This is a genomic window from Arenimonas sp. (assembly GCF_035721105.1).
Taxonomy (GTDB): Bacteria; Pseudomonadota; Gammaproteobacteria; order Xanthomonadales; family Xanthomonadaceae; genus Arenimonas.
This window is the reverse complement of the sequence record NZ_DASTNG010000066.1, coordinates 20,094-46,246: the sequence shown is the minus strand read 5'-3', so window position 1 is coordinate 46,246 and position 26,153 is coordinate 20,094. Positions and strand designations below refer to the sequence as shown.

At 69.5% G+C, this 26,153-nt stretch carries 22 protein-coding genes; 14 read left to right on the top strand and 8 right to left on the bottom strand.

Annotated elements, in window-relative coordinates; translation table 11 throughout:
- Positions 1–164 precede the first annotated feature (164 nt).
- The 5 genes from VFQ84_RS10980 to msrA all read left to right on the top strand — a co-directional run bounded on the left by VFQ84_RS10980 (position 165) and on the right by msrA (position 6,175).
- On the top strand, positions 165–1,736 hold the full coding sequence (locus VFQ84_RS10980; protein ID WP_325131672.1) for a cryptochrome/photolyase family protein: 1,572 nt from the start codon (positions 165–167) through the stop codon (positions 1,734–1,736).
- A gap of 32 nt (positions 1,737–1,768) precedes the next feature.
- Positions 1,769–2,509, top strand: a complete 741-nt coding sequence (locus tag VFQ84_RS10975; protein WP_325131671.1) for an SDR family oxidoreductase — start codon at positions 1,769–1,771, stop codon at positions 2,507–2,509.
- Positions 2,510–2,518: 9 nt separating this feature from the next.
- Positions 2,519–3,967, top strand: a complete 1,449-nt coding sequence (locus VFQ84_RS10970) for a deoxyribodipyrimidine photo-lyase (protein ID WP_325131670.1) — start codon at positions 2,519–2,521, stop codon at positions 3,965–3,967.
- A 48-nt stretch (positions 3,968–4,015) separates the two neighbouring features.
- Entirely contained in the window at positions 4,016–5,470 is a 1,455-nt protein-coding gene (locus tag VFQ84_RS10965; RefSeq protein WP_325131669.1) for a wax ester/triacylglycerol synthase family O-acyltransferase, read from the top strand.
- 78 nt (positions 5,471–5,548) lie between these two features.
- Entirely contained in the window at positions 5,549–6,175 is a 627-nt protein-coding gene (msrA, locus tag VFQ84_RS10960; protein ID WP_325131668.1) for a peptide-methionine (S)-S-oxide reductase MsrA, read from the top strand.
- Between the two features lies 1 nt (position 6,176).
- Here msrA and VFQ84_RS10955 read toward each other — a convergent pair whose 3' ends face one another.
- The 4 genes from VFQ84_RS10955 to VFQ84_RS10940 all read right to left on the bottom strand — a co-directional run bounded on the left by VFQ84_RS10955 (position 6,177) and on the right by VFQ84_RS10940 (position 10,804).
- Complete coding sequence (locus VFQ84_RS10955; protein ID WP_325131667.1) at positions 6,177–6,572, bottom strand: hypothetical protein; 396 nt, start codon at positions 6,570–6,572, stop codon at positions 6,177–6,179.
- Positions 6,573–6,692: 120 nt separating this feature from the next.
- A complete protein-coding gene (locus VFQ84_RS10950; protein WP_325131666.1) occupies positions 6,693–8,189 on the bottom strand; it encodes a CoA-acylating methylmalonate-semialdehyde dehydrogenase in 1,497 nt (498 codons plus the stop codon).
- Between the two features lie 100 nt (positions 8,190–8,289).
- Positions 8,290–9,405, bottom strand: a complete 1,116-nt coding sequence (gene ald, locus VFQ84_RS10945) for an alanine dehydrogenase (RefSeq protein ID WP_325131665.1) — start codon at positions 9,403–9,405, stop codon at positions 8,290–8,292.
- Positions 9,406–9,454: 49 nt separating this feature from the next.
- Complete coding sequence (locus VFQ84_RS10940) at positions 9,455–10,804, bottom strand: aspartate aminotransferase family protein (RefSeq protein WP_325131664.1); 1,350 nt, start codon at positions 10,802–10,804, stop codon at positions 9,455–9,457.
- Between the two features lie 134 nt (positions 10,805–10,938).
- Here VFQ84_RS10940 and VFQ84_RS10935 point away from each other — a divergent pair, with 134 nt between their 5' ends.
- Both VFQ84_RS10935 and VFQ84_RS10930 read left to right on the top strand, forming a co-directional pair.
- Positions 10,939–11,484, top strand: coding sequence for a cupin domain-containing protein (locus VFQ84_RS10935; protein WP_325131663.1), 546 nt, complete (start codon positions 10,939–10,941; stop codon positions 11,482–11,484).
- A 78-nt stretch (positions 11,485–11,562) separates the two neighbouring features.
- Positions 11,563–13,065, top strand: coding sequence for an aldehyde dehydrogenase (locus VFQ84_RS10930; RefSeq protein ID WP_325131662.1), 1,503 nt, complete (start codon positions 11,563–11,565; stop codon positions 13,063–13,065).
- Between the two features lie 4 nt (positions 13,066–13,069).
- Here the strand turns inward: VFQ84_RS10930 and VFQ84_RS10925 are convergent, their stop codons facing one another.
- From VFQ84_RS10925 to VFQ84_RS10910, 4 genes are all read right to left on the bottom strand, one after another.
- Positions 13,070–13,948 (bottom strand): universal stress protein, encoded by an 879-nt coding sequence (locus VFQ84_RS10925; RefSeq protein WP_325131661.1) that lies wholly within the window; start codon positions 13,946–13,948, stop codon positions 13,070–13,072.
- A 10-nt stretch (positions 13,949–13,958) separates the two neighbouring features.
- On the bottom strand, positions 13,959–15,443 hold the full coding sequence (locus VFQ84_RS10920; protein WP_325131660.1) for a SulP family inorganic anion transporter: 1,485 nt from the start codon (positions 15,441–15,443) through the stop codon (positions 13,959–13,961).
- A 195-nt stretch (positions 15,444–15,638) separates the two neighbouring features.
- Positions 15,639–16,928, bottom strand: a complete 1,290-nt coding sequence (locus tag VFQ84_RS10915) for an FAD-binding oxidoreductase (RefSeq protein ID WP_325131659.1) — start codon at positions 16,926–16,928, stop codon at positions 15,639–15,641.
- A 1-nt stretch (position 16,929) separates the two neighbouring features.
- The gene (locus VFQ84_RS10910) at positions 16,930–18,297 is read right to left on the bottom strand and encodes a glutamine synthetase family protein (protein WP_325131658.1); all 1,368 of its coding nucleotides are present in this window, start codon (positions 18,295–18,297) and stop codon (positions 16,930–16,932) included.
- Between the two features lie 126 nt (positions 18,298–18,423).
- On the opposite strand from VFQ84_RS10910, the gene VFQ84_RS10905 reads away from it, so the two are divergent.
- From VFQ84_RS10905 to VFQ84_RS10875, 7 genes are all read left to right on the top strand, one after another.
- Positions 18,424–19,179: a gamma-glutamyl-gamma-aminobutyrate hydrolase family protein gene (locus tag VFQ84_RS10905; protein WP_325131657.1), complete on the top strand. Its 756-nt coding sequence runs from the start codon at positions 18,424–18,426 to the stop codon at positions 19,177–19,179.
- A gap of 3 nt (positions 19,180–19,182) precedes the next feature.
- Positions 19,183–20,568, top strand: coding sequence for a glutamine synthetase family protein (locus VFQ84_RS10900; RefSeq protein WP_325131656.1), 1,386 nt, complete (start codon positions 19,183–19,185; stop codon positions 20,566–20,568).
- A gap of 40 nt (positions 20,569–20,608) precedes the next feature.
- Positions 20,609–21,982: an aspartate aminotransferase family protein gene (locus VFQ84_RS10895; protein WP_325131655.1), complete on the top strand. Its 1,374-nt coding sequence runs from the start codon at positions 20,609–20,611 to the stop codon at positions 21,980–21,982.
- A gap of 101 nt (positions 21,983–22,083) precedes the next feature.
- Complete coding sequence (locus VFQ84_RS10890; protein WP_325131654.1) at positions 22,084–23,226, top strand: extracellular solute-binding protein; 1,143 nt, start codon at positions 22,084–22,086, stop codon at positions 23,224–23,226.
- Between the two features lie 26 nt (positions 23,227–23,252).
- Positions 23,253–24,398, top strand: coding sequence for an ABC transporter ATP-binding protein (locus VFQ84_RS10885; protein WP_325131653.1), 1,146 nt, complete (start codon positions 23,253–23,255; stop codon positions 24,396–24,398).
- Positions 24,395–25,312, top strand: coding sequence for an ABC transporter permease subunit (locus VFQ84_RS10880; protein WP_325131652.1), 918 nt, complete (start codon positions 24,395–24,397; stop codon positions 25,310–25,312). The genes VFQ84_RS10885 and VFQ84_RS10880 overlap by 4 nt, the downstream gene beginning before the upstream one ends.
- The gene (locus tag VFQ84_RS10875) at positions 25,309–26,151 is read left to right on the top strand and encodes an ABC transporter permease subunit (RefSeq protein WP_325131651.1); all 843 of its coding nucleotides are present in this window, start codon (positions 25,309–25,311) and stop codon (positions 26,149–26,151) included. Before VFQ84_RS10880 ends, VFQ84_RS10875 begins: the two co-directional genes overlap by 4 nt.
- Positions 26,152–26,153: the final 2 nt, after the last annotated feature.

Here is a 26,153-nt window from a genome sequence, read left to right as displayed (position 1 = left end):
GAAAAGATTCGCGCCTGAAGGCGCTCCTACAGGGGGAGGGCGCGGCGTTCGTGGCGTGGCGTGCGCCGGGGGCGGGGTCGCGGGGTTCGTGGCGTGGTGTGCGCGGGGGCGGGGGCGCGGGGTTCGTGCCATGGCGTGCACGGGGGCGAGGGCAGCATTTCGGGATGGCCAAGACCTTGCGCAACCTGATCCTCGTCCTCGGCGACCAGTTGGACGCCGACTCGGCCGTGTTCGATGAGTTCGACCCGGCGCGGGACGCGGTCTGGATGGCCGAAGCGGCGCACGAGGCGACCCAGGTCTGGAGCACCAAGCCGCGCATCGCGATCTTCCTGGCGGCCATGCGCCAGTTCCGCGATGCGCTGCGGGCGCGTGGCTTCACCGTGCACTACCGTGCGCTGGACGAGCACGCGCACCCGGACCTGGCGACGGCGCTGGCCGCAGACCTCGACGCGCTGCAGCCGGCGAAGCTGCTGGCCGTGAAGCCCGGCGAGTGGCGGCTGGCGCAGTCGCTGCCGGCCGTGTGCGAGGCCGCCGGCGTGCGCTGGATCGAGCGCCCCGACCGGCACTTCTACTGCGACGCCGACGATTTCGCCGACTGGTGCGGGTCGCGCAAGGAGTACCGGCTCGAGTTCTTCTACCGCTGGCTGCGCAAGCGCGAAGGCGTGCTGATGCAGGACGGCGAGCCGGTCGGCGGGCAGTGGAACTTCGACCACGACAACCGCGGCCGCTTCGACAAGCGCGGGCCGGGCCTGCTGCCGGCGCCGCGGGCGTTCGCGCCGGATGGAACCACGCGCGGCGTGCTGGCCCTGGTCAACGAACGCTTCGCGGTGCATCCCGGCCGGCTGGACGGTTTCGACTGGCCGCTGACGACGGAACAGGCACGGGCGGCGCTCGACGATTTCATCGCCCACCGGCTGCCGCTGTTCGGCCGCTACCAGGACGCGATGTGGGAGGGCGAGCCCTGGCTCTACCATTCGCGGCTGTCGGCGGCGATGAACCTCAAGCTGCTGTCGCCGCGCACCGTGGTGGCGGCGGCCGAGCAGGCGTATCGCGACGGCCACGCGCCGATCGAGGCGGTGGAGGGTTTCATCCGGCAGGTGATCGGCTGGCGAGAGTTCGTGCGCGGCGTTTACTGGCAGCGCATGCCCGGCTTCCTGGACGAGAACGCGCTGGGCGCCGAGGCGCCGCTGCCGGACATCTACTGGACCGGCGACACCGACATGGCCTGCCTGCGCGACGCGCTGCGGCAGACGCTCGACCTTGGCTACGCGCACCACATCCAGCGACTGATGGTCACCGGCCTGTTCGCGCTGCTGCTGGGCGTGCGGCCGCGCGAGGTGCATGCCTGGTACCTGGCGGTGTACGTGGATGCGGTCGAGTGGGTGGAGCTGCCCAACGTGCTGGGCATGAGCCAGTACGCCGACGGCGGGCGCATGACGTCCAAGCCCTACGCCGCCTCGGGCGCTTACATCCAGAAGATGTCGAACCACTGCGCGGGCTGCCGCTTCAAGCCCGGCGTGGCGGTCGGCGCCGACGCCTGTCCGTTCACCACCCTGTACTGGGATTTCCTGGCGCGGCACGAGGCCCGCTTCGCCCGGCACCCGCGCACCGCGCTGCAGTGGAAGAACCTGGCCCGCAAGCCGGCCGCCGAGGTCGACGCCATCCGTGCCCAGGCCGCCACGCTGCGCGAGGCGCTGGCGCTGGATTCACGGTCGAAACACGGGGTGGACGGGTAGGGTGGCGCGGCTTCCTTCCTGACGGAATCCCCATGAAGACCTGCCTGATCACTGGCGCCTCCGGCGGCGTCGCCACCGCCCTGGCCGAACGCCTGCGCGCCAACGGCTGGCGCCTGGCCCTGGCCTCGCGTCGCGCCGAGGAACTGGCGCTGCCCGAGGGCGACCTGGCCATCGTCGCCGACGTGGCCACCGAGGAGGGCGCCGAAGCCGCCGTCGCCCGCGCCACCGAGGCCTTTGGCCAGGTGCCGGATGCCGTGGCGCACTGCGCCGGCGCCATCCTGATCGCACCGATCGGCCGCACCACCGAGGCGCAGTACCGCGCCTGCCTGGCGGCCAACCTCGACAGCGCCTTCTTCATCGCCAAGGCCTACGCGCCGCGCGTGCAGAAGGCGCCGCAGCCGGGCGCGCTGCTGTTCTTCAGCTCGGTGGCGGCCGGGATCGGCGTGGCCAACCATGCGGCGATCGCGATGGCCAAGGGCGGGGTCGAGGCGCTGGTGCGCTCGCTGGCCGCCGACTTCTCCGGCGCCGGACTGCGCACCAACGCGATCGCGCCCGGCCTGATGCGCACCCCCGCCACCGAGCGCATGCTCAGCAACGAGGCGGCGGCCAAGGCCATCGCCGGCCAGTACCCGCTGGGCCGGCACGGCGAGGCGGCCGACGCCGCGGCGCTGGGCGCCTTCTTGCTGTCGGACGCGGCGGGCTGGATCAGCGGCCAGGTGATCGGCCTCGACGGCGGCTTCCAGGCGGTGCGACCCTACGTCAAATCCGCCTGAGTCTGCGCCATGGCCAACGCCCTGATCTGGTTCCGCCGCGACCTGAGGCTGGACGACAATCCCGCCCTGCAGGCGGCACTGCGTGCGGGCCTGGCGCCGGTTTTCGTCTACATCCATGCCCCGGATGAAGAGGCGCCCTGGGCGCCGGGCGCGGCCAGCCACGCCTGGCTGCACCGCGCGCTGAAGGCGCTGGACGCCGACCTGCGCGCGCGCGGCTCGCGCCTGGTCATCCGCCGCGGCGACAGCCTGGCCGAGCTGGAAAAGCTGATCGCCGAGACCCAGGCCGAAGCCCTGCACTGGAACCGCCTTTACGAGCCCGCCTCGATCGCCCGCGACACCCGCATCAAGCAGGGCCTGAAGTCGCGCGGGCTCACGGTGGAAAGCCACAACGCCGCGCTGCTGGTCGAGCCCTGGACGGTGCAGACCGGCAGCGGCGATCCGTATCGGGTGTTCACGCCGTTCTGGAAGAACGCCCGGCAGCGCCTGGACCCGAAGGCGCCGCCGGCCGCCCCGGCGAAGCTGCCCGAGCCGCCCGCGCGGCTGGCCGGCCTCGACCTCGCCGACCTGAAGCTCGAGCCCCAGCGGCCCGAGCCGCGCTGGGACGAAGGCTTCTGGAGCGACTGGCAGCCGGGCGAAGCCGGCGCCAGCGACCTGCTGGACGCCTTCCTGGACGGCGCCGCCACCGGCTACAAGGAGCAGCGCAACTACCCCGACCGCATCGCCACCTCGAAGCTGTCGCCGCACCTGCACTTCGGCGAGATCTCGCCGCGGCGCATCGTCTCGGCGGTGCTGGCGCGGAGCTGGCCGGCGGCGGTGCAGCCCGATGTCGACCATTTCCTGAGCGAGCTGGGCTGGCGCGAGTTCAGCCACCACCTGCTGTTCCACTTCCCGCACACCGCCAACGAGAACCTCAATCCCCGGTTCGAAGGCTTCCGCTGGGCCCGGCCCGATGCCGGCCACCTGCGCGCCTGGCAGCGCGGCCGCACCGGCGTGCCGATCGTCGACGCCGGCATGCGCGAGCTCTGGCACACCGGCTGGATGCACAACCGCGTGCGCATGGTGGTGGCCAGCTTCCTGACCAAGAACCTGCGCTACCACTGGAAGCACGGCGCCGAGTGGTTCTGGGACACCCTGGTGGACGCCGACCTGGCCAACAACACCCAGGGCTGGCAGTGGACCGCGGGCACCGGCGCCGACGCCGCGCCGTACTTCCGCATCTTCAGCCCGATCGCGCAGGCGCAGAAGTTCGACGCCGCCGGCAAGTACATCCGACGCTGGGTGCCCGAGCTGGCCGCACTGCCCGATGCGGCGCTGGCCGCGCCCTGGGAGGACCCGGCCCGGCTGCGCCGGCTGGCCCCGGATTACCCGGTCCGGCCCATCGTCGACCTCAAGGCCAGCCGCGAGGCCGCGCTGGAGGCCTACTCGGGCCCCAAGGGCAAGCCGTCCGCCCAGCGTTGACGCCTGCGCGCCGCAGGCGGCATCCTGCCCACTCAACGGGGAGGGGACATGGCCGAGGCGCGCACCAGGATCCGCAAATCGCCGATGTCGCGGGTCGACACCGCCTGGCTGCGCATGGAGCGGCCCACCAACCTGATGATGATCACCGGCGTGATGATGTTCGAGACTCCGCTCGACATCCGCACCCTGCGCAAGGTCATCGAAACCAAGTTCCTGGCCTACCCGCGCTTCCGGCAGAAGGCCGTGGACACGCCCACCGGCGCGTTCTGGCAGGACGACGCCGACTTCGACCTCGACTGGCACGTGCGGCTGACCGCGCTGCCCGGGCGCGGCGGCAAGCGCGAGCTCGAGCGCCTGACCAGCCAGATGGCCTCGACCCCGCTCGACAAGACCAAGCCGCTCTGGCAGTTCCACCTGGTCGAGAAGTTCGGCGGCGGCTCGGCCCTGATCTCGCGCATCCACCATTGCTACGCCGACGGCATCGCCCTGGTGCAGGTGCTGCTGTCGCTGACCGAGATGGGCCTCGACCCCAAGCGCAAGGCCGCACTGGCCAAGCGCTGGCTGAAGAAGGAAGAGCACGCCCCGGTGGCGCAGCGGGTCGGCGCCATCGACCGCTACATGCAGATCGGCGGCAAGATGCTCGAAAAGGGCATGGACTTCTACCGCGACCCGACCCTGGCCGCCGTGCTGGCGACCGAAGGCGTCGACATCGCCAAGGAAGTCGGCCTGGCGCTGTCGCTGTCGGATGATCCCGAGACCGTGCTCAAGGGCCGGCTGGGCGTCAGCAAGCGCGTGGCCTGGGCCGAACCGCTGCCGCTGGAAGAAGTGAAGTCGGTCAGCCGCGCGCTGCGCTGCACCGTCAACGACATCCTGCTGGCGTCGGCCAGCGGCGCGCTGCGCAGCTACATGCTCGAGCGCGGCGAACAGCTCGAGGGCATCACCATCCGCGCCACCGTGCCGGTGAACCTGCGGCCGCTGGAGCACGCCAAGCAGCTGGGCAACCACTTCGGCCTGGTGTTCCTGGAACTGCCGGTTGGCGAGGCCAATCCGATGCGCCGGCTCGAGCGCATCACCGCCTCGATGAAGGTCCTGCGCAAGTCGCGCCAGGCCGTGGCCACCTTCGGCGCGCTGGCGGCGGTGGGCATGGCGCCGCCGGCGGTGCAGGCTTTCGCGCTGGAGATGTTCAGCCGCAAGGCCTCGGCCGTGGCCACCAACGTGCCGGGGCCGCAGATGCCGCTGTACTTCGGCGGCAGCAAGATCACGGACCTGATGTTCTGGGTGCCGCAGACCGGCTCGATCGGGCTGGGCATCTCGATCCTGAGCTACAACGGCGCCGTCCACTTCGGCCTGATCGCCGACGCCAAGCTGATGCCCGACCCGGACTCAGTGATCCGCCGCTTCCGCCCCGAGTTCGAGAAGCTGCTGTACCTGGCGCTGATGGCCAAGTGGGAGGGCGAGTTCTGCGCCGAAGCCGCCGAGGCCCTGATGGTGGACCTGACCTGAGCCCGCGACGGGCGAGGCCGCCTTCGCGCCCGTTTCGCGCCGGACCCGCGATAGTGGCCTGCCCACCGGAGACCTGCCATGGCTGACCCGAGCTGCGAACTTCCCGGCGCCGGCCTGCGCGTGCCGCCGGCGCGTGTTCCCGATCCGGCCGTGGACGTGCCCACCGCCGCCGACCGCGGCGAGGCCATCCTCGCCGGCGGCTGCTTCTGGTGCACCGAGGCGGTCTACCGCCAGCTGGCCGGCGTCACCGAGGTGGTGCCCGGCTACGCCGGCGGCGACGCCGACACCGCCAACTACAAGGCCGTCTGCAGCGGCCAGACCGCCCACGCCGAGGCCATCCGCATCCTGTACGACCCGATGCAGCTCAGCTACGGCCAACTGCTGAAGGTCTTCTTCGCCGTGGCCCACGACCCGACCCAGAAGGATCGCCAGGGCAATGACGTCGGCCCGCAGTACCGCTCGGCCCTGTTCCCGCTGGATGCGGGGCAGGAGCAGGTGGCGCGGGCCTACCTCGGCCAGCTCGATGCCTCGGGCGCCTTCGCCTCGCGCCTGGCGACCCGCATCGAGCCGCTGGAGGCCTTCTTCGTGGCCGAGGCCTACCACCACGATTACGCCGCGAAGAACCCCGGGCAGCCCTACATCCAGTTCGTGTCGCTGCCCAAGGTGGCCAAGCTGGTGCAGGCCTTCCCCGACAAGCTGCGCTGAGTCAGCGCCGGGGCAGGGCGCGCAGCGCGCGCCGCTGGGCCGCGAGGTCGTCGACGTTGTCGAAGCTGCCCAGGTGCAGGGCCTCGGACGTGTTCAGTTCGTACAGCTCGCACGGACGGTTGGCCGGGCACACCCTGGCATGGGCGACTTCCGGCGGGCCGGCGCGCTTGGCCGGCGCGCCCGCCGCCTGCAGCTCCACCAGCGAGCGCTGGAAGGTGTTGAGCAGCTGGCAGCCGCGCTCGTCGCAGCGCCAGGTGGCGCAGACGCGTTCGTTGCAGGTGATGATGTAGCAGCCGTCGGTGCAGTCGTGGCTTTCGCCGGCGCGCGCCGGAGCGGGGGCGAGCGTGGCGACCGCGCCGACGAGGCCGGCGAGCAGCAGGGCGAGTCCGAATTTCATGGCGATCTCCTGGTCCGTGGGGCCGGCGCCGGATGGCGCGGGCTGGACTCAGGCTAGGCGCGGGCCGGCGCGGCGTAGTCAGCGCAATCGCGCGCCGACGGGTAGGAGTTCGGCCAGCGCCTACTTCATGGTCGGCATGGTGAACTCGGCCTGCGCGCGCACCCCGGTGGGCCAGCGCGCGGTGACGGTCTTGAGCCGGGTGTAGAAGCGCACGCCGTCGGGCCCGTGCACGTGCAGCGGTCCGAACAGCGAGCGCTTCCAGCCGCCGAAGCTGTGGAAGGCCATTGGCACCGGGATCGGCACGTTGATGCCGACCATGCCCGCCTGCACGCGATGCGCGAACTGGCGCGCGGCGTCGCCGTCGCGGGTGAACACAGCGGTGCCGTTGCCGTACTCGTGCGCGTTCACCAGCGCCAGCGCCGCCTCGAAATCCGGCACCCGCACCACGCACAGCACCGGGCCGAAGATCTCCTCTCGGTAGATCCGCATCGCCGGCGTGACATGGTCGAACAGGCAGCCGCCAAGGAAGAAGCCGTCCGGCGCCGCGGCAAGGTGCAGCCCGCGGCCGTCGACGACCAGCGTTGCACCCTCGGCCAGGCCGGCGTCGACATAGCCGCGCACCTTGTCGCGGTGTGCCGCGGTGACCAGCGGGCCCATGTCCGGCGCGCCCTGGTCGCCGGGTCCGACCACCAGCGCTTCGACCATCGGCTTGAGCCTGGCCACCAGCGCATCGGCGGTGGCCGCCCCGACGCAGACCGCCACCGAGATCGCCATGCAGCGTTCGCCGGCCGAACCATAGCCCGCGCCCAGCAGCGCATTGGCGGCGCCGTCGAGGTCGGCGTCGGGCAGCACCACCATGTGGTTCTTGGCGCCGCCCAGGGCCTGCACGCGCTTGCCGTTGGCGCTGCCGCGCGCGTAGATGTATTCGGCGATCGGCGTGGAGCCGACGAAGCTGACCGCCTGCACGCGCGGATCGTCCAGCAGCGCATCCACCGCGACCTTGTCGCCGTGCACGACGTTGAACACGCCATCCGGCAGCCCGGCCTCCCGAAGCAGGCGCGCCAGCAGCATCGGCGTGCCGGGGTCGCGCTCGGACGGCTTGAGCACGAAGGTGTTGCCGCAGGCCAGGGCCACCGGGAACATCCACATCGGCACCATGCACGGGAAGTTGAACGGCGTGATGCCGGCGACCACGCCCAGCGGCGCGTACTCGGTGTAGGCGTCGACGTCGCGGCCGACGTTCATCGAGTGCTCGCCCTTGAGCAGGTGCGGCGCGCCGCAGGCGAACTCGACCACTTCCAGGCCGCGGGTGAGCTCGCCGCGCGCGTCGGCCAGCACCTTGCCGTGCTCGGCGGTGATGCAGGCCGCGATTTCGTCGGCGTGCCGCTCCAGCAGTTCCTTGAACTTGAACAGCACCCGCGCGCGGCTGAGCGGGGTAGTGGCGGCCCAGGCGGGGAAGGCGGCCTGGGCGGCGGACACCGCGGCATCCACGTCGGCCGGCGAGGCCAGCGCGACGTGGGCCTGGACCTGGCCGGTGGCGGGGTTGAAGACGTCGCCGCGGCGATCGCCGCTGCCGGGGGAGGCCTGGCCGTTGATGAAGTGATCGATGCGCTTCATGGGGTCCCCCGGTGGAATGCTTCCCGTGGGAGCGCCTTCTGGCGCGAAGCTTTTCGGCGAAAAGATTCGCGCCTGAAGGCGCTCCTACAGGGGTGTTTCGTCAGCCCTTCAGGGCCTGCGCGGCGGGGACGTAGTCGTAGCCCAGGTCCTTGGCCACGGCCTCGTACGTCACCTTGCCCGCATGCACGTTCAGGCCATTGAGCAGGTGCTCGTCGTCGAGCATCGCCGCCGCGCCCTTGTTGGCCAGCCTCACCGCGTAGGGCAGGGTGGCGTTGGTCAGGGCGAAGGTGGAGGTGCGGGCGACGCCGCCCGGCATGTTCGCGACGCAGTAGTGGATGATGCCGTCCACTTCGTAGGTCGGGTGCTGGTGGGTGGTGGCCTTGGAGGTCTCGAAGCAGCCGCCCTGGTCGATGGCGACGTCGACCAGCACCGAGCCCGGCTTCATCAGGCCCAGCTGCTTGCGCGACACCAGCTTGGGCGCGGCCGCGCCCGGGATCAGCACCGCGCCGACGACGAGGTCGGACTGCGGCAGCAGCTCTTCGATCGCATCGATGGTGGAGTAGAGCGTGGTGATCTTGTCGCCGTAGAGCTCGTCCAGGTACTTGAGGCGGTCGAGCGAGCGATCGAGGATGGTGACGCGGGCGTTGAGGCCCATCGCCATGCGCGCGGCGTTGATGCCGACCACGCCGCCGCCGATCACCAGCACCTCGGCCGGCTTCACGCCCGGCACGCCGCCCATCAGCACGCCGGAGCCGCCCTGGGCTTTTTCGAGCGCGTGCGCGCCGGCCTGGATCGACATGCGGCCGGCCACTTCGCTCATCGGCGCCAGCAGCGGCAGGCCGCCCTTGCGGTCGGTGACGGTTTCGTAGGCGATGCAGGTGGCGCCGGACTTCACCAGGGCCCGGGTCTGCTCGGGATCGGGCGCCAGGTGCAGGTAGGTGTAGAGCAGCTGGCCGGGGCGCAGCATGGCGCACTCCACCGGCTGCGGCTCCTTGACCTTGATGATCATGTCGGCCTTGGCGAAGATTTCCTCGGCGGTGTCGACGATGCGGGCGCCGGCCTTCTCGTACATCTCGTTGGTCAGGCCGATGGCCTTGCCGCCGTCGCGCTGCACGACCACCTGGTGGCCGTGGGCCGTGAGTTCACGGGCGCCGGCCGGGGTCAGGCCGATGCGGTACTCGTGGTTCTTGATTTCCTTGGGGACGCCGATAAGCATGAAACTGCCCTCCCGGGGCGGATCTGTTCTTGTGGGGTCGGCCGCCCGGTCAGGCGGTGGCGCGTATGGTAGCGGCCAAGCGGTCGAAAATCCGGTCGATGTGCTCTTTTTGCAGGATCAGGGGCGGCGACAGGGCCAGGACGTCGCCGGTGCAGCGCACCATCAGGTTCTGGTCGTTGAAGGCGCGCTGGAAGGCGTCATAGCCGCGTGAACCCGGGGCGCCTTCGCGCGCGGCCAGCTCCACCGCGCCGATCAGGCCGAAATTGCGGATGTCGATGACGTTGGGCAGGCCCTTCAGGGCGTGGATCGCGTCCTCCCAGTAGCCGCCCAGCTCGATCGCCTTCTCGAACAGGCCCTCCTCCTGGTAGGTGTCCAGGGTGGCCAGGGCCGCGGCGCAGGCCAGCGGGTGGCCCGAGTAGGTGTAGCCGTGGAAGAGCTCGATCGCGCCCTCCGGGCCGTGCATGAAGGCGTCGTGGATCTTGCCGCTGGCGAACACCGCGCCCATCGGCACCGAGCCGTTGGTCAGGCCTTTGGCGGTGGTGATCAGGTCCGGGGTGACGCCGAAGCGCTGCGCCGCGAAGGCCTTGCCGACCCGGCCGAAGCCGGTGATGACCTCGTCGAAGATCAGCAGGATGCCGTGCTTGTCGCAGATCTCGCGCAGGCGCTGGAGGTAGCCCTCGGGCGGCAGCACCACGCCGGCGCTGCCGGAGATGGGTTCGACGATGACCGCGGCGATGGTGCTGGCGTCGTGCAGCTGCACCAGGCGCTCGAGGTCCTCGGCCAGCTCGATGCCGTGCCGTGGCAGGCCGCGGTTGAATCCGTTGCGGGCCATGTCCAGCGTGTGCCGCAGGTGGTCCACGCCCGGCAGCATCGGCCCGAAGAACTTGCGGTTGTTGACCATGCCGCCGACCGCGATGCCGCCGAAGCCGACGCCGTGGTAGCCCTTTTCGCGGCCGATCAGGCGGGTGCGCTGGCCTTCGCCGCGGGCGCGGTGGTAGGCCAGGGCGATCTTGAGCGCGGTGTCCACCGACTCCGAGCCGGAGTTGGTGAAGAAGACATGGTCCAGCCCGTCGGGCGCGATCGCCTTCAGGCGCTCGGCCAGCACGAAGGGCAGGGGATGGCCCATCTGGAAGGTCGGCGCGAAGTCCAGGGTGGCCGCCTGTTCCTGGATCGCCTTGACGATCCGGGGCCGGGCGTGGCCGGCATTGCAGCACCACAGGCCGCCGGTACCGTCGAGGATCTCGCGGCCGTCGGTGCTGCGGTAGTACATGCCCTCGGCGCTGGCCAGCAGGCGCGGCGTCTTCTTGAACTGCCGGTTGGCCGTGAACGGCATCCAGAATGCATCGGTGTGCTCGGGGGCGGCGGTGGCCTGGTGGGCAAGGTCGTCGGCAGGGGACATGGCGGGCTTCCGGAGGCGAATGCCGGCCAGCTTACCGCGTTGAATAAACTTTACAACTGGCCGGAAAACCCCGTTTTAATTGACCGAACCGGGGTCGGATGTTAAATATTCCACAACATCCGGAGGTGGGCGCATTGGATATCGGGATCCGGCTGCAGGCCGTTCGCAAGAGCAAGAACCTCAGCCAGCGCGAGCTGGCCAAGCGCGTGGGCGTCACCAACTCCACCATCTCGCTGATCGAGCAGAACAAGGTCAGCCCGTCGATCAGTTCGCTCAAGAAAGTGCTGGACGGCATCCCGATCTCGCTCGCGGATTTTTTCACGCTGGACCTGGCCGACACCGGCGACAGCCCGTTCTACCCGGCCGATGAACAGCCCGACGTGGGCAACAACGAAATCCACTATTTCCTGGTCGGCCAGCACCGCCCCAACCGGCAGATGTGCATCCTGCGCGAGGTGATGCCGCCGGGAAGCGACACCGGCGAGACCATGCTCAGCCACGACGGCGAGGAGGGCGGCGTGGTGATCCAGGGCCGCGTGGAAGTCACCGTCGGCGACCAGGTCCGTGTGCTCGGCCCCGGCGAGGCCTACTACTTCGAAAGCCGCCAGCCCCACCGCTTCCGCAACATCGGCCCCGACACCGCCATCCTCGTCAGCGCAAACACCCCGCCCACCTTCTAAAGCCCCTCTCCCCCCCGCGGGAGAGGGGTTGGGGAGAGGGGGAAGCCCCTTTCCCCCCCACACCACCGGACCCCCACCATGACCAAGCCCAAGACCCGCGAAGACTGGGAACTGCTCGCCAGCCGCCTCAGCCTCCGCCACCAGGCCTTCATCGACGGCCAGTACGTCGACGCCGCCAGCGGCAAGACCTTCGAGTGCCGCAGTCCGATCGACGGGCGCCTGCTGGCCCGGGTCGCCGAGTGCGGTTCGGTCGACATCGATCGCGCGGTCGCGGCCGCCCGCCGCAGCTTCGACGCCGGCCGCTGGTCGAACGCGCGCCCGGCGCAGCGCAAGAAGGTGATCCAGCGCTTTGCCCAGCTGCTGCAGCAGCACGCCGACGAGCTGGCCCTGCTGGACGCACTGGACATGGGCAAGCCAGTCAACGACGCCCTGCACGTGGACGTGGCCGCCTCGGTGCGCTGCATGGCCTGGACCGGTGAAGCCATCGACAAGGTCTACGGCGAGGTCGCGCCCACCGGGCACGACGAACTCGGCCTGGTGACGCGCGAGCCGCTGGGCGTGGTCGGGGCGATCGTGCCCTGGAATTTCCCGCTGCTGATGGCCTGCTGGAAGATCGCGCCGGCGCTGGCGATGGGTAATTCGGTGATCCTCAAGCCGTCCGAGAAATCGCCGCTGAGCGCGCTGCGCATCGCCGAGCTGGCAATCGAGGCCGGCATCCCCGAAGGCGTGTTCAACGTGGTGCCGGGCTTCGGCCGCGGCGCCGGCGAGCCGCTGGCCATGCACATGGACGTCGACGGCCTGGTGTTCACCGGCTCGACCGCGGTCGGCAAGCACCTGATGGTCTGCGCCGGCAGCTCCAACATGAAGCGCGCCTACATGGAGTGCGGCGGCAAGAGCCCGAACCTGGTGTTCGCCGACGCGCCCAACCTCGAGCGCGCGGCCAAGGCCGCGGCCAGCGGCATCTTCTACAACCAGGGCGAGGTCTGCACCGCCGCCTCGCGCCTGTTCGTCGAGCGCCGCATCCACGACGAGTTCGTCGCCAGGGTCGCCGAGTTCGGCCGCAAGATGCAGCCCCAGCACCCGCTCGAACCCGGCGCGGCGATGGGCGCGATGGTGGACGAGGCGCAGACCGAACGCGTGCTCGGCTACATCGCCAAGGGCCGCGAGCAGGGCGCGCGCGTGGTGATCGGCGGCGAGCGCCTGCAGACGGTGGACGGCGGCTGCTACATCGGGCCCACCATCTTCGACGGCGTCCAGGCCAGCCATGCCATCGCCCGCGAGGAGATCTTCGGGCCGGTGCTGAGCGTCATCGCCTTCGACACCGAGGACGAGGCGCTGCGCCTGGCCAACGACAGCGACTACGGGCTGGCGGCGGGCGTGTTCACCAGCGACCTCAGCCGCGCCCACCGCGTGGCGCGCAAGCTGCGCGCCGGCAGCGTCTGGGTGAACTACTGGGACGGCGGCGACATGACCGCGCCCTTCGGCGGCTACAAGCAGTCCGGCAACGGCCGCGACAAGTCGCTGCACGCCTTCGAGAAGTACAGCGAGGTCAAGGCGACCTGGATCAACCTCGACCCCTGAGGGTTCAGCGCAGCAGCAGCACCGGGATCGGACAGCTGCGCAGGACCTGGGTGGTGGTGCTGCCCAGGATCAGGGTGCGGATGCGGGAGTGGCCGTAGGCGCCCATCACCAGCAGGTCGATGCCGCGCGCGCCGACCTCCCGGGCGATCACGGCCTCCGGATGGCCGGGGAAAATGCCGGCATTGGGCGCGAAGCCCGCCGCCTCCAACTGCCCCTTGGCCCAGGCCAGGTGCTCGCGCAGGGCCGCGTTCTCGGCGTCGCCGACCATCATCAGCTCGCAGGCCAGGCCCTTGAGCAGCGGGCTGGCGCAGACCATCTCGACGCAGCGGCGGGTGGTGGCGCCGCCGTCGAAGGCGATCATGAAGTGCTGCGGCGGCCTGAAGGCGCGCGAGGCCACCAGCACCGGGCGGTGCACCGCGCGCAGCACGTGCTCGAGCTGTCCGCCAAGCTGGCCGCGATCGAAGTCGGCGTGCTCGCCGCGCTTGCCGAGCACGAACAGGCGCACGCCGGCCTCGAGGTCGAGCAGGGTGTCGGAAAGCTCGCCGTGGCGCTGGCGGACCTCCGCCTCGACGCCGCCGCTGCCGGCCAGCTGATCCCGCGTCTGTTCCAGCAGGATGCGGCCGTGCTCCTGCGCCAGCCTGGCGCGCTGTTCGTCCAGGTCGGCCAGCTGGGCCATCAGTGCCTCCTGGCCGCCCAGCGACAGGTTGCCGCTCAGGTCGGCCGCGGGCGGCGACAGGTTCCGCTGGATGGTGTGGAGCAGGACCAGCGGGGCCTCCAGGCGCCCGGCCGCCCAGGCGGCGAGCCCGGCGACGCTGCGGCCATAGACCGAGGGGTCGATCGCGGCCAGCACGTGGCCGTCGGCATGGATCAGGGGTTGGCGCATGCGGTGCTCCTCAGTGGCCGCCCATCAGGCGTTCGGCATCGGGCTTGTCGTGCACGCCGAGACGGTCGACCAGCGTGGCGCTGGCCTGGTTGAGCCCGACGACCTCGACCACGGTACCCTCGCGGCGGAATTTCAGCACCACCTTGTCCAGGGCAGCGACGGCGCTGAGGTCCCAGAAATGGGCGCCGGAGACGTCGATCACCGCGCGTTCCAGCACTTCCTTGAAGTCGAAGCCCGCGGCGAAGGCGTCCGCCGAGGCGAAGAACACCTGCCCGGTGACCGTGTAGGCGCGCGCCTTGCCGGCATCGAGTGACGCCGAGCCGATGTGCAGCACGCGGCCAACCTTGCGGGCGAAGAACAGGGCCGACAGCAGCACGCCCGTCAGCACGCCCTTGGCCAGGTCGTGGGTGAACACGGTGACGACGACGGTGGCGACCATGACGATGCTGGACGTGCCCGGATGCGTGGCCAGGTCGCGCACCGAGCGCCAGCTGAAGGTGCCGATCGAGACCATGATCATCACCGCCACCAGCGCCGCCATCGGGATCTGGCGCACCCACTCGCTGCCGAACACCACCATCAGCAGCAGCACCGTGCCGGCGACGAAGGCCGACAGCCGGCCGCGGCCGCCGGACTTCACGTTGATCACCGACTGCCCGATCATCGCGCAGCCCGCCATGCCGCCCATCAGGCCCGCGGCGATGTTGGCGATGCCCTGGCCGGCGCACTCGCGGTTCTTGTTGCTGGGGGTGTCGGTGAGGTCGTCGACGATCTGCGCGGTCAGCAGCGACTCCAGCAGGCCCACCACGGCCAGCGTGCCCGACACCGGCAGGATGATCCACAGCGTCTCCAGCGTCAGCGGGATGTCCGGGAACAGGAAGACCGGCAGGCTGTCGGGCAGCTCGCCCATGTCGCCGACGGTGCGGATGTCGAGCTTGAGCCAGATCGCCACGATCGTCAGCAGCACGATGGCCACCAGCGGCGACGGGATGGCGCGGGTGAGGTAAGGGAAGCCGTAGATGATCGCCAGGCCGGCGGCGCACATCGCGTAGACGGTCCACGGCACGCCGATCAGCTCGGGCAGCTGGGCCATGAAGATCAGGATCGCCAGCGCGTTGACGAAGCCGGTGATCACCGAGCGCGACACGAAGCGCATCAGCGTGCCCAGTTTCAGCGCACCGGCGATGATCTGGAAGACGCCCGTCAGCAGCGTCGCCGCCAGCAGGTACTGCAGGCCGTGGTCCTTGACCAGGTCGACCATCACCAGCGCCATGGCGCCGGTGGCCGCGGAAATCATGCCGGGGCGGCCGCCGAAGAAGGCGATCACCACGGCGATGCAGAACGAGGCGTACAGGCCGACCTTGGGGTCGACGCCGGCAATGATGGAGAAGGCGATGGCTTCCGGGATCAGGGCCAGCGCGACCACGAGTCCGGCGAGCACGTCGCCACGGATATTGCCGAACCATTCCTGGCCCAGGCGGGAGAAAGTATTCAATTCGATGATTCCATGGCCCGGGCCGGGTTGGCCGGGACCTTGAGCGTGAAGCCGCGCGACGGGGTGTCCCGTCGGGTCGAGGAAGGCGCTGCCTTGGCCTACGGTGGCGTCATCACTGGGAGAGGTGTCTCGTTGCGGGGCGAATGTCGCGGGGCGCAGTCTACCCGACCGGTCGTGACCCCGCACCCCGAGGGCTCACCAGAGCGCATCGCGCAGCTTGAACCAGGCCATGGCGGCCACCAGCATCGGGGTCCGCAGGGCGCGGCCGCCGGGGAAGTCGCGATGCGGGATCTTCGCGAACGCATCAAGACGCTCGGCCTGCCCGCGGATCGCCTCGGCGACGATGCGGCCCGCCAGCCCGGTGGCGGCGACGCCGTGGCCGCTGAAGCCCTGGGCGAAGTAGATGTTGTCGCCCAGCCGCCCCCAGTGCGGCGCACGGTTGAGGCTGATGTCGATCAGGCCGCCCCACACGCTTTCGAATTTCACGTCCCTGAGCTGCGGGAACACCCGCGCCATGCGCCGCTGCATCGTGCCGGCCAGGTTCGGCGGGGGCAGGGTGGAGTAGCTGGCCCGGCCGCCGAACAGCAGCCGGTGGTCGGCGCTGAGCCGGAAATAGTCCAGCGCCCAGTTGATGTCGGCCACGGCCATGTCGTTGCGGACCAGCGAACGCGCCAGCGCCTCGCCCAGCGGCGCGGTGGCGCCGACGTAGGTGCCGACCGGCATGATCTTGTCGTCGAGCTCGGGGGCGATGCCGTGGACCAGGGCGTTGCCGGCCAGCACGCAGAAGGCGCCTTCCGCCTCGCCCTGGGCGGTGCGCAGCACGGCCCTGGCCCCGCGCGTGAGCGACACCACCGGCGAGTGCTCGAAGATGCGCACGCCGGCCGCCGTCGCCGCCCGCGCCAGGCCCAGCGTGTAGTTGAGCGGATGCAGGTGGCCCGACGCCGGGTCGAACAGCGCGCCCAGGTAGCGCGGGCTGTCGAGCTGCGCCCGCAGCTGCTCGCGGTCCCACCAGGGCAGGGCGTAGCCGTAGTTTTCGGCCAGGTCGTCCTGCCAGGCCTTGAGTTCATCGATGTGCCGCGGCTTGATCGCCACGTGGGCGTGGCCATCGCGCCAGTGGGCGTCGATGCCGTGCGTGGCGATGCGCTCGCGCACCAGGCGCACGCCCTCCAGCGACCAGTCGAACATCCGCCGCGCCAGCGCTGGTCCCACCAGCGCGGCGATCTTCGGCTGCTCGCAGCCATAGCCGAAGATCACCTGGCCACCATTGCGCCCGGAGGCGCCCCAGCCGACGCGCCGGGCCTCGACGACGATCACGCGCAGGCCGGCCTGCGCCAGCTCCAGCGCGGCCGAGAGCCCGGTGAGGCCCGCGCCCAGGATGACCACGTCGGCGGTCTCGCGGCCCTGCAGGCGCGGGTGTTCCGGCGCCGGCGTGGCGCTGCGCGAATACCAGGAATCGACGTGCGCGGCGGGCGAGCGCACCGTCATCTCAGACCGTCCGCAGGTACCAGTCGTACTCCAGCGTGGTCACTTCGCGGCTGAAGCTGCGCAGTTCCTTGAGCTTCTGCTGGCCGTAGATGTGCCGGAACGGCACGCCGAAGTGGCGCGCCACGAACTCGCTGGCCTGGAAGTCGCGGATCGTGTCTTGCCAGAACAGCTCGCGGTGCTCGGTCTGCTCGTAGGCATTGCCGATCACCGGCGCGCCCGGGTCGCCGCGGTCGTCCAGGCCCTGCAGGATGCCGGCCAGCACGGCCGCGGTGACCAGGTAGGGATTGGCGTCGGCGCCGGCGATGCGGTGCTCGATGCGAGTGTTGGCCGGGTCGCTGTGCGGGATGCGCATGGCCACGGTGCGGTTGTTGAAGCCCCAGGCGTCGTTGAGCGGCACGAAGGCATTGAGCACGAAGCGGCGGTAGCTGTTGGCGTGCGGCGCGAACATCAGCATGCATTCGGCGCTGGCGCGCTGCAGGCCGGCGACGGCGTGGCGGAGCGCGTCGGCGGGCTGCTCCGGCGTGCAGGCGAACAGGTTGCGGCCGTCGGCGTCGAGCACGCTCACGTGCACGTGGGTGCCGCTGCCGGCCTGGTCCACGAAGGGCTTGGCCATGAAGCTGGCGATCATGCCCTGTTCGTCGGCGATGGCCTTGATCGCCCGGCGCAGCAGCAGGGCGTCGTCGCAGGCGGCGACGGCGTCGGCGCGATGCTTGAGATTGATCTCGAACTGGCCCGGCGCGTACTCGGCCACCGCGGTGTCGGCCGGGATGCCCTGGGCGGCGCAGGCGTCGGCGACCGCGTCGGTGAAGCCCTGGTAGTCGTTGAGGTCCTGCATGTAATAGACCTGCGTGCTGCGGTTGCGCTCGCCGGTGGCCGGGTTCACCGAGGCCTGCGGGCGGCCGTCGTGGGTCAGCTCGGCGTCGAGCAGGTAGAACTCCAGCTCCACCGCGACCACCGGCGTCAGGCCGCGTTCCTTGAACCGGGCCACCACGCGCTTGAGCACGTCGCGCGGATTGGCCTCGAACAGGCCGCCGCGGCCGTCCTCCATCTGCAGCAGCAGCTGGGCCATCGGCCGGTGCTGCCAAGGGATCGGGCGCAGGCTGCCCGGCACCGGCCGGCAGATCCGGTCCTCGTCGCCGATGTCGTAGCCCAGGCCGGTTTCCTCGACCGTGTTGCCGGTGATGTCGGTGGCGATGAGGGACATCGGCAGGCAGACGCCGTCGCGGTATACCTTCTCCAGCGCGTCGCGGGTGATGCGCTTGCCGCGCAGCAGGCCGTTCATGTCGGGCAGCAGCAGGTCGATCTGCTCGCAGTCCGGGAGCTGCGCGAGGACGTCGGCGTCGGCCGGCGGGAGGAGGGAGGAGGTCATGGGAACGGGCATCCGCTGGGGTCGGCGGAGTCTAGCATTCCGGCCCTGGCTGTAAAAAATAATCATCCCCCGTTGATGAAATCAAACGCCCGGAGTAAGGTCAGCCATCCCCTCGTGAGGCGTCCCATGCGTCAGCCCCCGCTGGTCGGCCTGCCTTCGGACCGGAAACAGATCGGCCACCACCCCTTCCAGGCGGTGGGGGAGAAATACCTCCGCGCGGTGGTCGACGGCGCCGGCTGCCTGCCCGTCATGATTCCCTCGCTGTCGCCGCCGCTGGACCTGCGCGCCGTGCTGGCGAACCTGGACGGGCTGCTGCTTACCGGCGCCTACAGCAACATCGAGCCGCACCATTATTCCGACGAGCCCAGCTACCCGGGCAACCTGCACGACCCGGCCCGCGACGCCACCGCGCTGGGCATCGTGCCGCTGGCGATCGAGCTGCGGGTGCCGGTGCTGGCCCTGTGCCGCGGCTGCCAGGAAGTGAACGTGGCGCTGGGCGGCACCCTGTACCAGAAGGTGCACGAGGCCCCCGGCTTCGACGACCACCGCGAGAACCCGGACGACCCGCTGGGCGTGCAGTACGCGCCCTCGCACCCGATCGACCTGGCGCCGGGCGGCCTGCTCGAGCGCATCGCCGGCGGGCCGGTGGCGCAGGTGAATTCGCTGCACGGCCAGGGCCTGCGCACGCTGGGTCGCGGCCTGGTGGTCGAGGCCACCGCGCGCGACGGGCTGGTCGAGGCCGTGCGCCTGGACGATCCTGGGCCCTTCCTGCTCGCGGTGCAGTGGCACCCGGAGTGGAGGGTCGGCGAGAATCCCTTCTACCTGGGCATCTTCCAAGCCTTCGCGGCCGCCTGCCGCGAACGCGCCAAGCAAAGAAGCTAGCCAATGTCGAAGAAGAAAGAACCCAAGCAGACCCCGGAAGAACAGCAGGAAAGCACGCTCAAGCGCTGGCTCAAGGAGCGCCGCATCACCGAGGTCGAGTGCCTGGTGCCCGACATCACCGGCAACGCCCGCGGCAAGATCATCCCGGCCGCCAAGTTCTCGCATGACTACGGCACGCGCCTGCCCGAGGGCATCTTCGCCACCACGGTCACCGGCGAGTACCCGGACAACTACGACGAACTGGTGTCGCCCTCGGACTCCGACATGCAGCTGCGGCCCGACGCCGACACCGTGCGCATGGTGCCCTGGGCCACCGATCCGACCGCGCAGGTGATCCACGACTGCTACACCAAGGAAGGCAAGCGCCACGAGCTGGCGCCGCGCAACGTGCTGCGCCGGGTGCTGGACCTGTACGAGGCCATCGGCCTGTCGCCGGTGATCGCGCCCGAAGTCGAGTTCTTCCTGGTCCAGCGCAACACCGACCCGGACTTCCCGCTGCAGCCGCCGGCCGGCCGCAACGGCCGCCCGGAGACGGCCCGGCAGTCGTATTCGATCGACGCGGTGAACGAGTTCGACCCCATCCTCGACCTGATGTACGACTACTGCGAGGCGATGGAGCTCGACGTCGACACCCTGATCCACGAGTCCGGCGCCGCCCAGCTGGAGGTCAACTTCGAGCACGCCGACCCGATGTCCCGCGCCGACCAGGTCTTCCTGTTCAAGCGCACCATGCGCGAGGCGGCGATGCGCCACGGCATCTACGCCACCTTCCTGGCCAAGCCGATGGAGAACGAGCCGGGCAGCTCGATGCACATCCACCAGAGCCTGGTCGACGCCCGCACCGGCAAGAACGTGTTCGCGGGGCCGCGCAAGGGCGTGCACAGCGATCTGTTCATGAACTACCTCGGTGGCCTGCAGAAGTACGTGCCGGCGGCGATGGCGATCTTCGGCCCCAACGTGAACTCCTACCGGCGCCTGGCCTTCGGCGAGGTCTCGCCCAAGAACGTGCAGTGGGGCTACGACAACCGCACCTGCGGCCTGCGGGTACCGCTGGACAGCCCCGAGAACACCCGCGTCGAAAGCCGCTTCGCCGGCTCCGACGTCAATCCCTACCTGGCCCTGGCCGCGACCCTGGCCTGCGGCTACCTGGGCATCCAGGAGAAGCTGGCGCCGACCCCGCCGCTGGCCGGCAGCGCCCACGCCAAGGGCTACGACCTGCCGCGCTCGCTGGAGGAGGCGATCGTGCTGCTGCGCAAGTGCAAGCCGCTGCGCGGGCTGCTGGGCGAGCGCTTCGTCAAGGCCTACACCTCGGTGAAGGAGAAGGAGCACCAGACCTACCTTCGCGTGATCAGTTCGTGGGAGCGCGAGTTCCTGCTTTTGAATGTTTGAAGCGCGGGACGCCCTGCTGCCCAACGCCCAAGGAGTGACCATGGAATCGATCGACATCCGCAGCCTGCAGCAGCTCGACGCCGCGCACCACCTGCACCCGTTCAACGACAACGCCGCGCTGGCGAAGAAGGGCACCCGCATCCTGACCCGGGGCGAGGGCTGCTACGTCTGGGATTCCGAAGGCAACCAGCTGCTCGACGCCTTCGCCGGCCTGTGGTGCGTGAACATCGGCTACGGCCGCCGCGAGCTGGGCGAGGCGGCCTCGAAGCAGATGACGCAGCTGGCTTACTACAACAGCTTCTTCGGCTGCACCACCGAGCCCACCGTGCACCTGGCCGCCAAGCTGGCCGAACTGTGCCCGGGCGACCTCAACCACGCCTTCTTCTCGAACTCGGGCTCCGAGGCCAACGACACCATCCTGCGCATGGTCCGCCACTTCTGGGCGGTGCAGGACCAGCCGCAGAAGAACATCGTCATCGGCCGCCACAACGGCTACCACGGATCCACCGTGGCCGGCGCCAGCCTCGGCGGCATGAAGGGCATGCACAAGCAGGGCGGCCTGCCGATCCCCGACATCCACCACATCGACCCGCCGTTCTGGTTCGCCGACGGCGGCGACATGGACGAGGAGACCTACGGCCGGCACTGCGCCCAGCGCCTGGAGGACAAGATCCTCGAGCTCGGCGCCGACCGCGTCGCGGCCTTCATCGGCGAGCCGATCATGGGCGCCATCGGCGTCTACATCCCGCCGAAGAACTACTGGAAGGAGATCGAACGCATCTGCCGCAAGCACGACGTGCTGCTGATCGCCGACGAAGTGATCTGTGGCTTCGGCCGCACCGGCGAGTGGTTCGCCGCCGACTACTACGGCTTCCAGCCCGACATCATGACCCTGGCCAAGGGCATCACCAGCGGCTACATCCCGCTGGGCGCGGCCATGTTCAACGACCGCGTCGCCGGCGTGCTCAACGCCAAGGGCGGCGAGCTGGCGCACGGCTACACCTATTCCGGGCACCCGGTGTGCGCGGCGGTGGCGCTGGAGAACATCCGCATCCTCCAGGACGAGAAGATCGTCGACACCTGCCGCACCGACACCGCGCCCTACCTGGCGCAGAAGTGGAAGCAGCTCGGCGAGCACCCGCTGGTCGGCGAGGCGCGCATCGCCGGCATGGTCGGCGCGCTCGAACTGGTGCCGTCCAAGCCCGCGCGCCGTTTCTTCGAGGACCGCGGCCGGGTGGGGCAGCTGTGCCGCGACATCGCCCTGAAGAACGGCCTGATCCTGCGCGCCACCTACGACTCGATGCTGCTGTCGCCGCCGCTGGTGATCAGCCGCGCCCAGGTCGACGAGCTGGCCGAGAAGGCCTGGAAATCGCTGGACATGACGGCCCGCGAGCTGGGCATGGCCACCGGGTGACCGGCCCGGCCCGCAGGGGGAGCGCGGGCGGGGCGCGTGTGTATGATGCTTTCGTGGTTCGACTGCCGTTCACCGTTTCATTCACCGACATGGGGAAAGAGATGAAGCACCGACTGACCGCACTCACCGCACTGATCCTCGCCGTCCTGGCCGCCGGCTGCAGCCGCGAGGCGGGCACCGACGCCGCGCCAGGCGCCGCCCCGGCGCCCGCCGAGGCCAGCAAGGTCCTGAACGTCTACAACTGGTCCGACTACATCGGCGAGGACACCATCGCCAACTTCGAGAAGGAGACCGGCATCAAGGTCACCTACGACGTGTTCGACTCGAACGAGTTGCTCGAGGCCAAGCTGATGTCCGGCAACACCGGCTACGACGTGGTGGTGCCGTCGCTGACCTTCCTCTCGCGCCAGGTCCAGGCCGGCGTGTTCCAGGAGCTCGACAAGACCCGCTTCAGCAACTACGGCAACCTCGACCCGGAATTCATGGCGCTGCTGGCGCAGAACGATCCGGACAACGGCCACGCCATTCCCTACCTGTGGGGCACCACCGGCATCGGCTACAACGTCGAGAAGGTGCGCGAAGCGCTGGGCGACGACGCCCCGCTCGACAGCTGGGCGATGGTGTTCGAGCCGGAGAACCTGGCCAAGCTCAAGGGCTGCGGCGTCGCCTTCCTCGACACGCCCTCCGAGATCATCCCGCCGGTGCTGCGCTACCTGGGCGAGGAGCCCAACAGCTTCGACGAGGCGGTGATCCAGAAGGCGGTCGACCGGCTCACCGAGCTGCGACCCAGCATCACCTACTTCCACTCCTCGCAGTACATCAACGACCTGGCCAACGGCGACATCTGCGTCGCGATCGGCTGGTCGGGCGACATCATCCAGGCCCAGGCCCGGGCCGAGGAAGCCGCCAAGGGCGTCGAGATCAGCTACGTCATCCCCAAGGAAGGCGCGCCGATGTGGTTCGACATGCTGGCCATCCCCAAGGGCGCCAACAACACCGACAACGCCTATCTGTTCCTCGACTACCTGATGCGCCCGGAGGTGATGGCCGGCGTGCAGAACTACGTGGCCTACGCCAGCGCCAACCAGGCGGCGCTGCCGCTGGTGGACGAGGCGATCCTCAACGACCCGGGCATCTACCCGACCGAGGAGGCCAAGAAGGGCCTGTTCACGCTGGCGGTGCTGCCGCCCGAGGTGGACCGCCTGTTCACCCGCCACTGGACCACGCTCAAGACCGGCCAGTAAACGGCCCCGCAATCGGAAGACCACGCATGGCAGCAGTACCCAACGGCGGTACCCCCGGGGCACCCAGGCTGGAAAAGCTGGGGGCCGACGATTACCTCCGGATCGAGACGGTGCGCAAGGAGTTCGATGGCTTCGTCGCGGTCGACGACGTCAGCCTGACCATCCGGCAGGGCGAGATCTTCGCCCTGCTGGGCGCGTCGGGCTGCGGCAAGTCCACGCTGCTGCGGGTGCTGGCGGGCTTCGAGAAGCCGACCAGGGGCCGGGTGGTGCTCGACGGCCAGGACATCACCGACCTGCCGCCCTACGAGCGGCCGATCAACATGATGTTCCAGTCCTACGCGCTGTTCCCGCACATGAGCGTGGAGCAGAACGTGGCCTTCGGCCTGAAGCAGGACGGCATGGCCAAGGCCGACATCGCCCGGCGCGTGCAGGAGATGCTGGCGCTGGTGCAGATGGAGAAGTTCGCGCGGCGCAAGCCGCACCAGCTCTCCGGCGGCCAGCAGCAGCGGGTGGCGCTGGCGCGTTCGCTGGCCAAGAGCCCGAAGCTGCTGCTGCTCGACGAGCCGATGGGTGCGCTGGACAAGAAGCTGCGCTCGCAGATGCAGCTCGAGCTGGTGAACATCGTCGAGCGCCTGGGCGTCACCTGCGTGATGGTGACGCACGACCAGGAGGAGGCCATGACCATGGCCCACCGCATCGCGATCATGGACGCCGGCTGGATCCGCCAGCTGGGCACGCCCGACGAGATCTACGAGCAGCCCAGCTGCCGCTTCACCGCCGAGTTCATCGGCTCGGTGAACCTGATCGAGGGCAAGATCAAGGACGACGAGAAGGACTTCATCACCATCACCAGCCCGGCGCTGGAATTCCCGGCCTACGTCGGCCACGGCGTCACCGGCTTCGAGGGCCAGGACGTGGCGCTGGCGCTGCGGCCCGAGAAGATCCAGGTCAGCGCCGACGAGCCGGCGCAGCCGCACAACAAGGTGCGCGGCATCATCGAGGAGATCGCCTATTTCGGCAGCCACTCGGTCTTCCACGTGCGGCTGCCGGGCGGCACCAAGGTCCTGGCCAACATGGTCAACAGCCAGCGCTGGGCCAGCGAGCGCTTCACCTGGAACGACGCGGTCTGGCTCAGCTGGGACGACCAGGCCGGCGTGGTGCTGACCTCGTGAAGCGCGCGCTGCGATCGCTGCGCAAGCGACTGCCCGGCCCACGCTGGCTGGTGATCGCGGTGCCCTACCTGTGGATGCTGCTGTTCTTCGCCATCCCGTTCGCGATCGCGCTCAAGATCAGCTTCGCCAGCGCGGCCATCGCCATGCCGCCCTACACCGACCTGTTCAGCTGGGCCGGCGACCGGCTGCAGGTAAGCCTGAACATCGGCAACTACCTGTACCTGGTGCGCGACAACCTGTACGTCAATGCCTACCTCAGTTCGCTCAAGATCGCGGTCATCTCCACCACGCTGTGCCTGCTGGTGGGCTATCCGATCGCCTATGCCATCGCGCGGATGTCGCCGGCCAACCGCAACATCGCCCTGATGCTGGTCATCCTGCCGTCCTGGACCTCGTTCCTGATCCGCATCTACGCCTGGGTCGGCATCCTCAAGAACAACGGCCTGCTCAACAATTTCCTGATGAACCTGGGGCTGATCGACGAGCCGCTGCAGATCTTGCACACGCCGGTGGCGGTGTACATCGGCATCGTCTACGCCTACCTGCCGTTCATGGTGCTGCCGCTGTACGCCAACCTGGTCAAGCACGACCACCGCCTGATCGAGGCCGCCAACGACCTGGGCGCGCGGCCGTGGAAGTCCTTCCTGACGGTCACGCTGCCGCTGTCGAAGGCCGGCATCATCGCCGGCGCGATGCTGGTGCTGATCCCGGTAGTGGGCGAGTTCGTGATCCCGGAGATGCTGGGCGGCGCCGACACGCTGATGATCGGGCGCGTGCTGTGGCAGGAGTTCTTCAACAACCGCGACTGGCCGGTGGCCTCGGCGGTGGCGATCGTGATGCTGGTGCTGCTGATCGTGCCGATCATGGTCTTCCACCGCTACCAGTCCCGGGAAATGGAGTCGCGACTGTCATGAGCCAGGGCCGGAACTCGAAGTTCACCCTGACGATGCTGGTGCTCGGCTTCGTCTTCCTCTACGCGCCGATCCTCAGCCTGATCGTCTACTCGTTCAACGAGTCGCGGCTGGTGACCGTGTGGTCGGGCTTCTCGGTGAAGTGGTACGTCGAGCTGTTCCGCGACCAGCAGATGATGTCGGCGGCCTGGGTCAGCGTGCAGGTCGCCTTCTGGACCGCCTGCGCCTCGGTGGTGCTGGGCACGCTGGCGGCGATGGTGATGACCCGGTTCCGGGACTTCCCCGGCAAGACCCTGTTCGGCGGCCTGATCACGGCGCCGCTGGTGATGCCCGAGGTGATCACCGGCCTGTCGATCCTGCTGCTGTTCGTGTCGATCGGGCCGATCATCGGCATCGGCGAGCAGCGCGGCATGCTCACCATCTGGATCGCCCACGTCACCTTCTGCATGGCCTTCGTCACGGTGGTCATCAGCTCGCGGCTGGCCGAGCTGGACCGTTCGCTGGAAGAGGCGGCGATGGACCTGGGCGCGAACCGGGTCAAGGTGTTCTTCGTGATCACCCTGCCGATCATCGCCCCGGCGCTGATTTCCGGCTGGCTGCTGGCATTCACGCTGTCGCTCGACGACCTGGTGATCGCCAGCTTCGTCTCGGGACCTTCATCGACCACGCTGCCGATGAAGGTATTCTCTTCGGTGCGACTGGGCGTGAGCCCGAAGATCAATGCACTGGCGTCGCTGATGATCCTGGCGGTCTCGGTGGCGGCGGTGATCGGCTGGTGGGTGATGACCCGCGAGGACAAGAAACGCCAGCGCGACATGCAGCTGGCCCTTCAGAAAGGCTGAAA

Excerpts from the sequence above, each read along its gene's own strand:
- VFQ84_RS10890 (WP_325131654.1), top strand. The coding sequence starts at position 22,084 with ATGAAGCACCGACTGACCGCACTCACCGCACTGATCCTCGCCGTCCTG.
- VFQ84_RS10895 (WP_325131655.1), top strand. The coding sequence starts at position 20,609 with ATGGAATCGATCGACATCCGCAGCCTGCAGCAGCTCGACGCCGCGCAC.
- VFQ84_RS10925 (WP_325131661.1), bottom strand. The coding sequence starts at position 13,948 with ATGCGCCAACCCCTGATCCATGCCGACGGCCACGTGCTGGCCGCGATC.
- VFQ84_RS10950 (WP_325131666.1), bottom strand. The coding sequence starts at position 8,189 with ATGAAGCGCATCGATCACTTCATCAACGGCCAGGCCTCCCCCGGCAGC.
- msrA (WP_325131668.1), top strand. The coding sequence starts at position 5,549 with ATGGCTGACCCGAGCTGCGAACTTCCCGGCGCCGGCCTGCGCGTGCCG.
- VFQ84_RS10965 (WP_325131669.1), top strand. The coding sequence starts at position 4,016 with ATGGCCGAGGCGCGCACCAGGATCCGCAAATCGCCGATGTCGCGGGTC.
- VFQ84_RS10900 (WP_325131656.1), top strand. The coding sequence starts at position 19,183 with ATGTCGAAGAAGAAAGAACCCAAGCAGACCCCGGAAGAACAGCAGGAA.
- VFQ84_RS10885 (WP_325131653.1), top strand. The coding sequence starts at position 23,253 with ATGGCAGCAGTACCCAACGGCGGTACCCCCGGGGCACCCAGGCTGGAA.
- VFQ84_RS10955 (WP_325131667.1), bottom strand. The coding sequence starts at position 6,572 with ATGAAATTCGGACTCGCCCTGCTGCTCGCCGGCCTCGTCGGCGCGGTC.
- ald (WP_325131665.1), bottom strand. The coding sequence starts at position 9,405 with ATGCTTATCGGCGTCCCCAAGGAAATCAAGAACCACGAGTACCGCATC.
- VFQ84_RS10975 (WP_325131671.1), top strand. The coding sequence starts at position 1,769 with ATGAAGACCTGCCTGATCACTGGCGCCTCCGGCGGCGTCGCCACCGCC.
- VFQ84_RS10875 (WP_325131651.1), top strand. The coding sequence starts at position 25,309 with ATGAGCCAGGGCCGGAACTCGAAGTTCACCCTGACGATGCTGGTGCTC.
- VFQ84_RS10980 (WP_325131672.1), top strand. The coding sequence starts at position 165 with ATGGCCAAGACCTTGCGCAACCTGATCCTCGTCCTCGGCGACCAGTTG.
- VFQ84_RS10905 (WP_325131657.1), top strand. The coding sequence starts at position 18,424 with ATGCGTCAGCCCCCGCTGGTCGGCCTGCCTTCGGACCGGAAACAGATC.
- VFQ84_RS10915 (WP_325131659.1), bottom strand. The coding sequence starts at position 16,928 with ATGACGGTGCGCTCGCCCGCCGCGCACGTCGATTCCTGGTATTCGCGC.
- VFQ84_RS10940 (WP_325131664.1), bottom strand. The coding sequence starts at position 10,804 with ATGTCCCCTGCCGACGACCTTGCCCACCAGGCCACCGCCGCCCCCGAG.
- VFQ84_RS10930 (WP_325131662.1), top strand. The coding sequence starts at position 11,563 with ATGACCAAGCCCAAGACCCGCGAAGACTGGGAACTGCTCGCCAGCCGC.
- VFQ84_RS10970 (WP_325131670.1), top strand. The coding sequence starts at position 2,519 with ATGGCCAACGCCCTGATCTGGTTCCGCCGCGACCTGAGGCTGGACGAC.
- VFQ84_RS10910 (WP_325131658.1), bottom strand. The coding sequence starts at position 18,297 with ATGACCTCCTCCCTCCTCCCGCCGGCCGACGCCGACGTCCTCGCGCAG.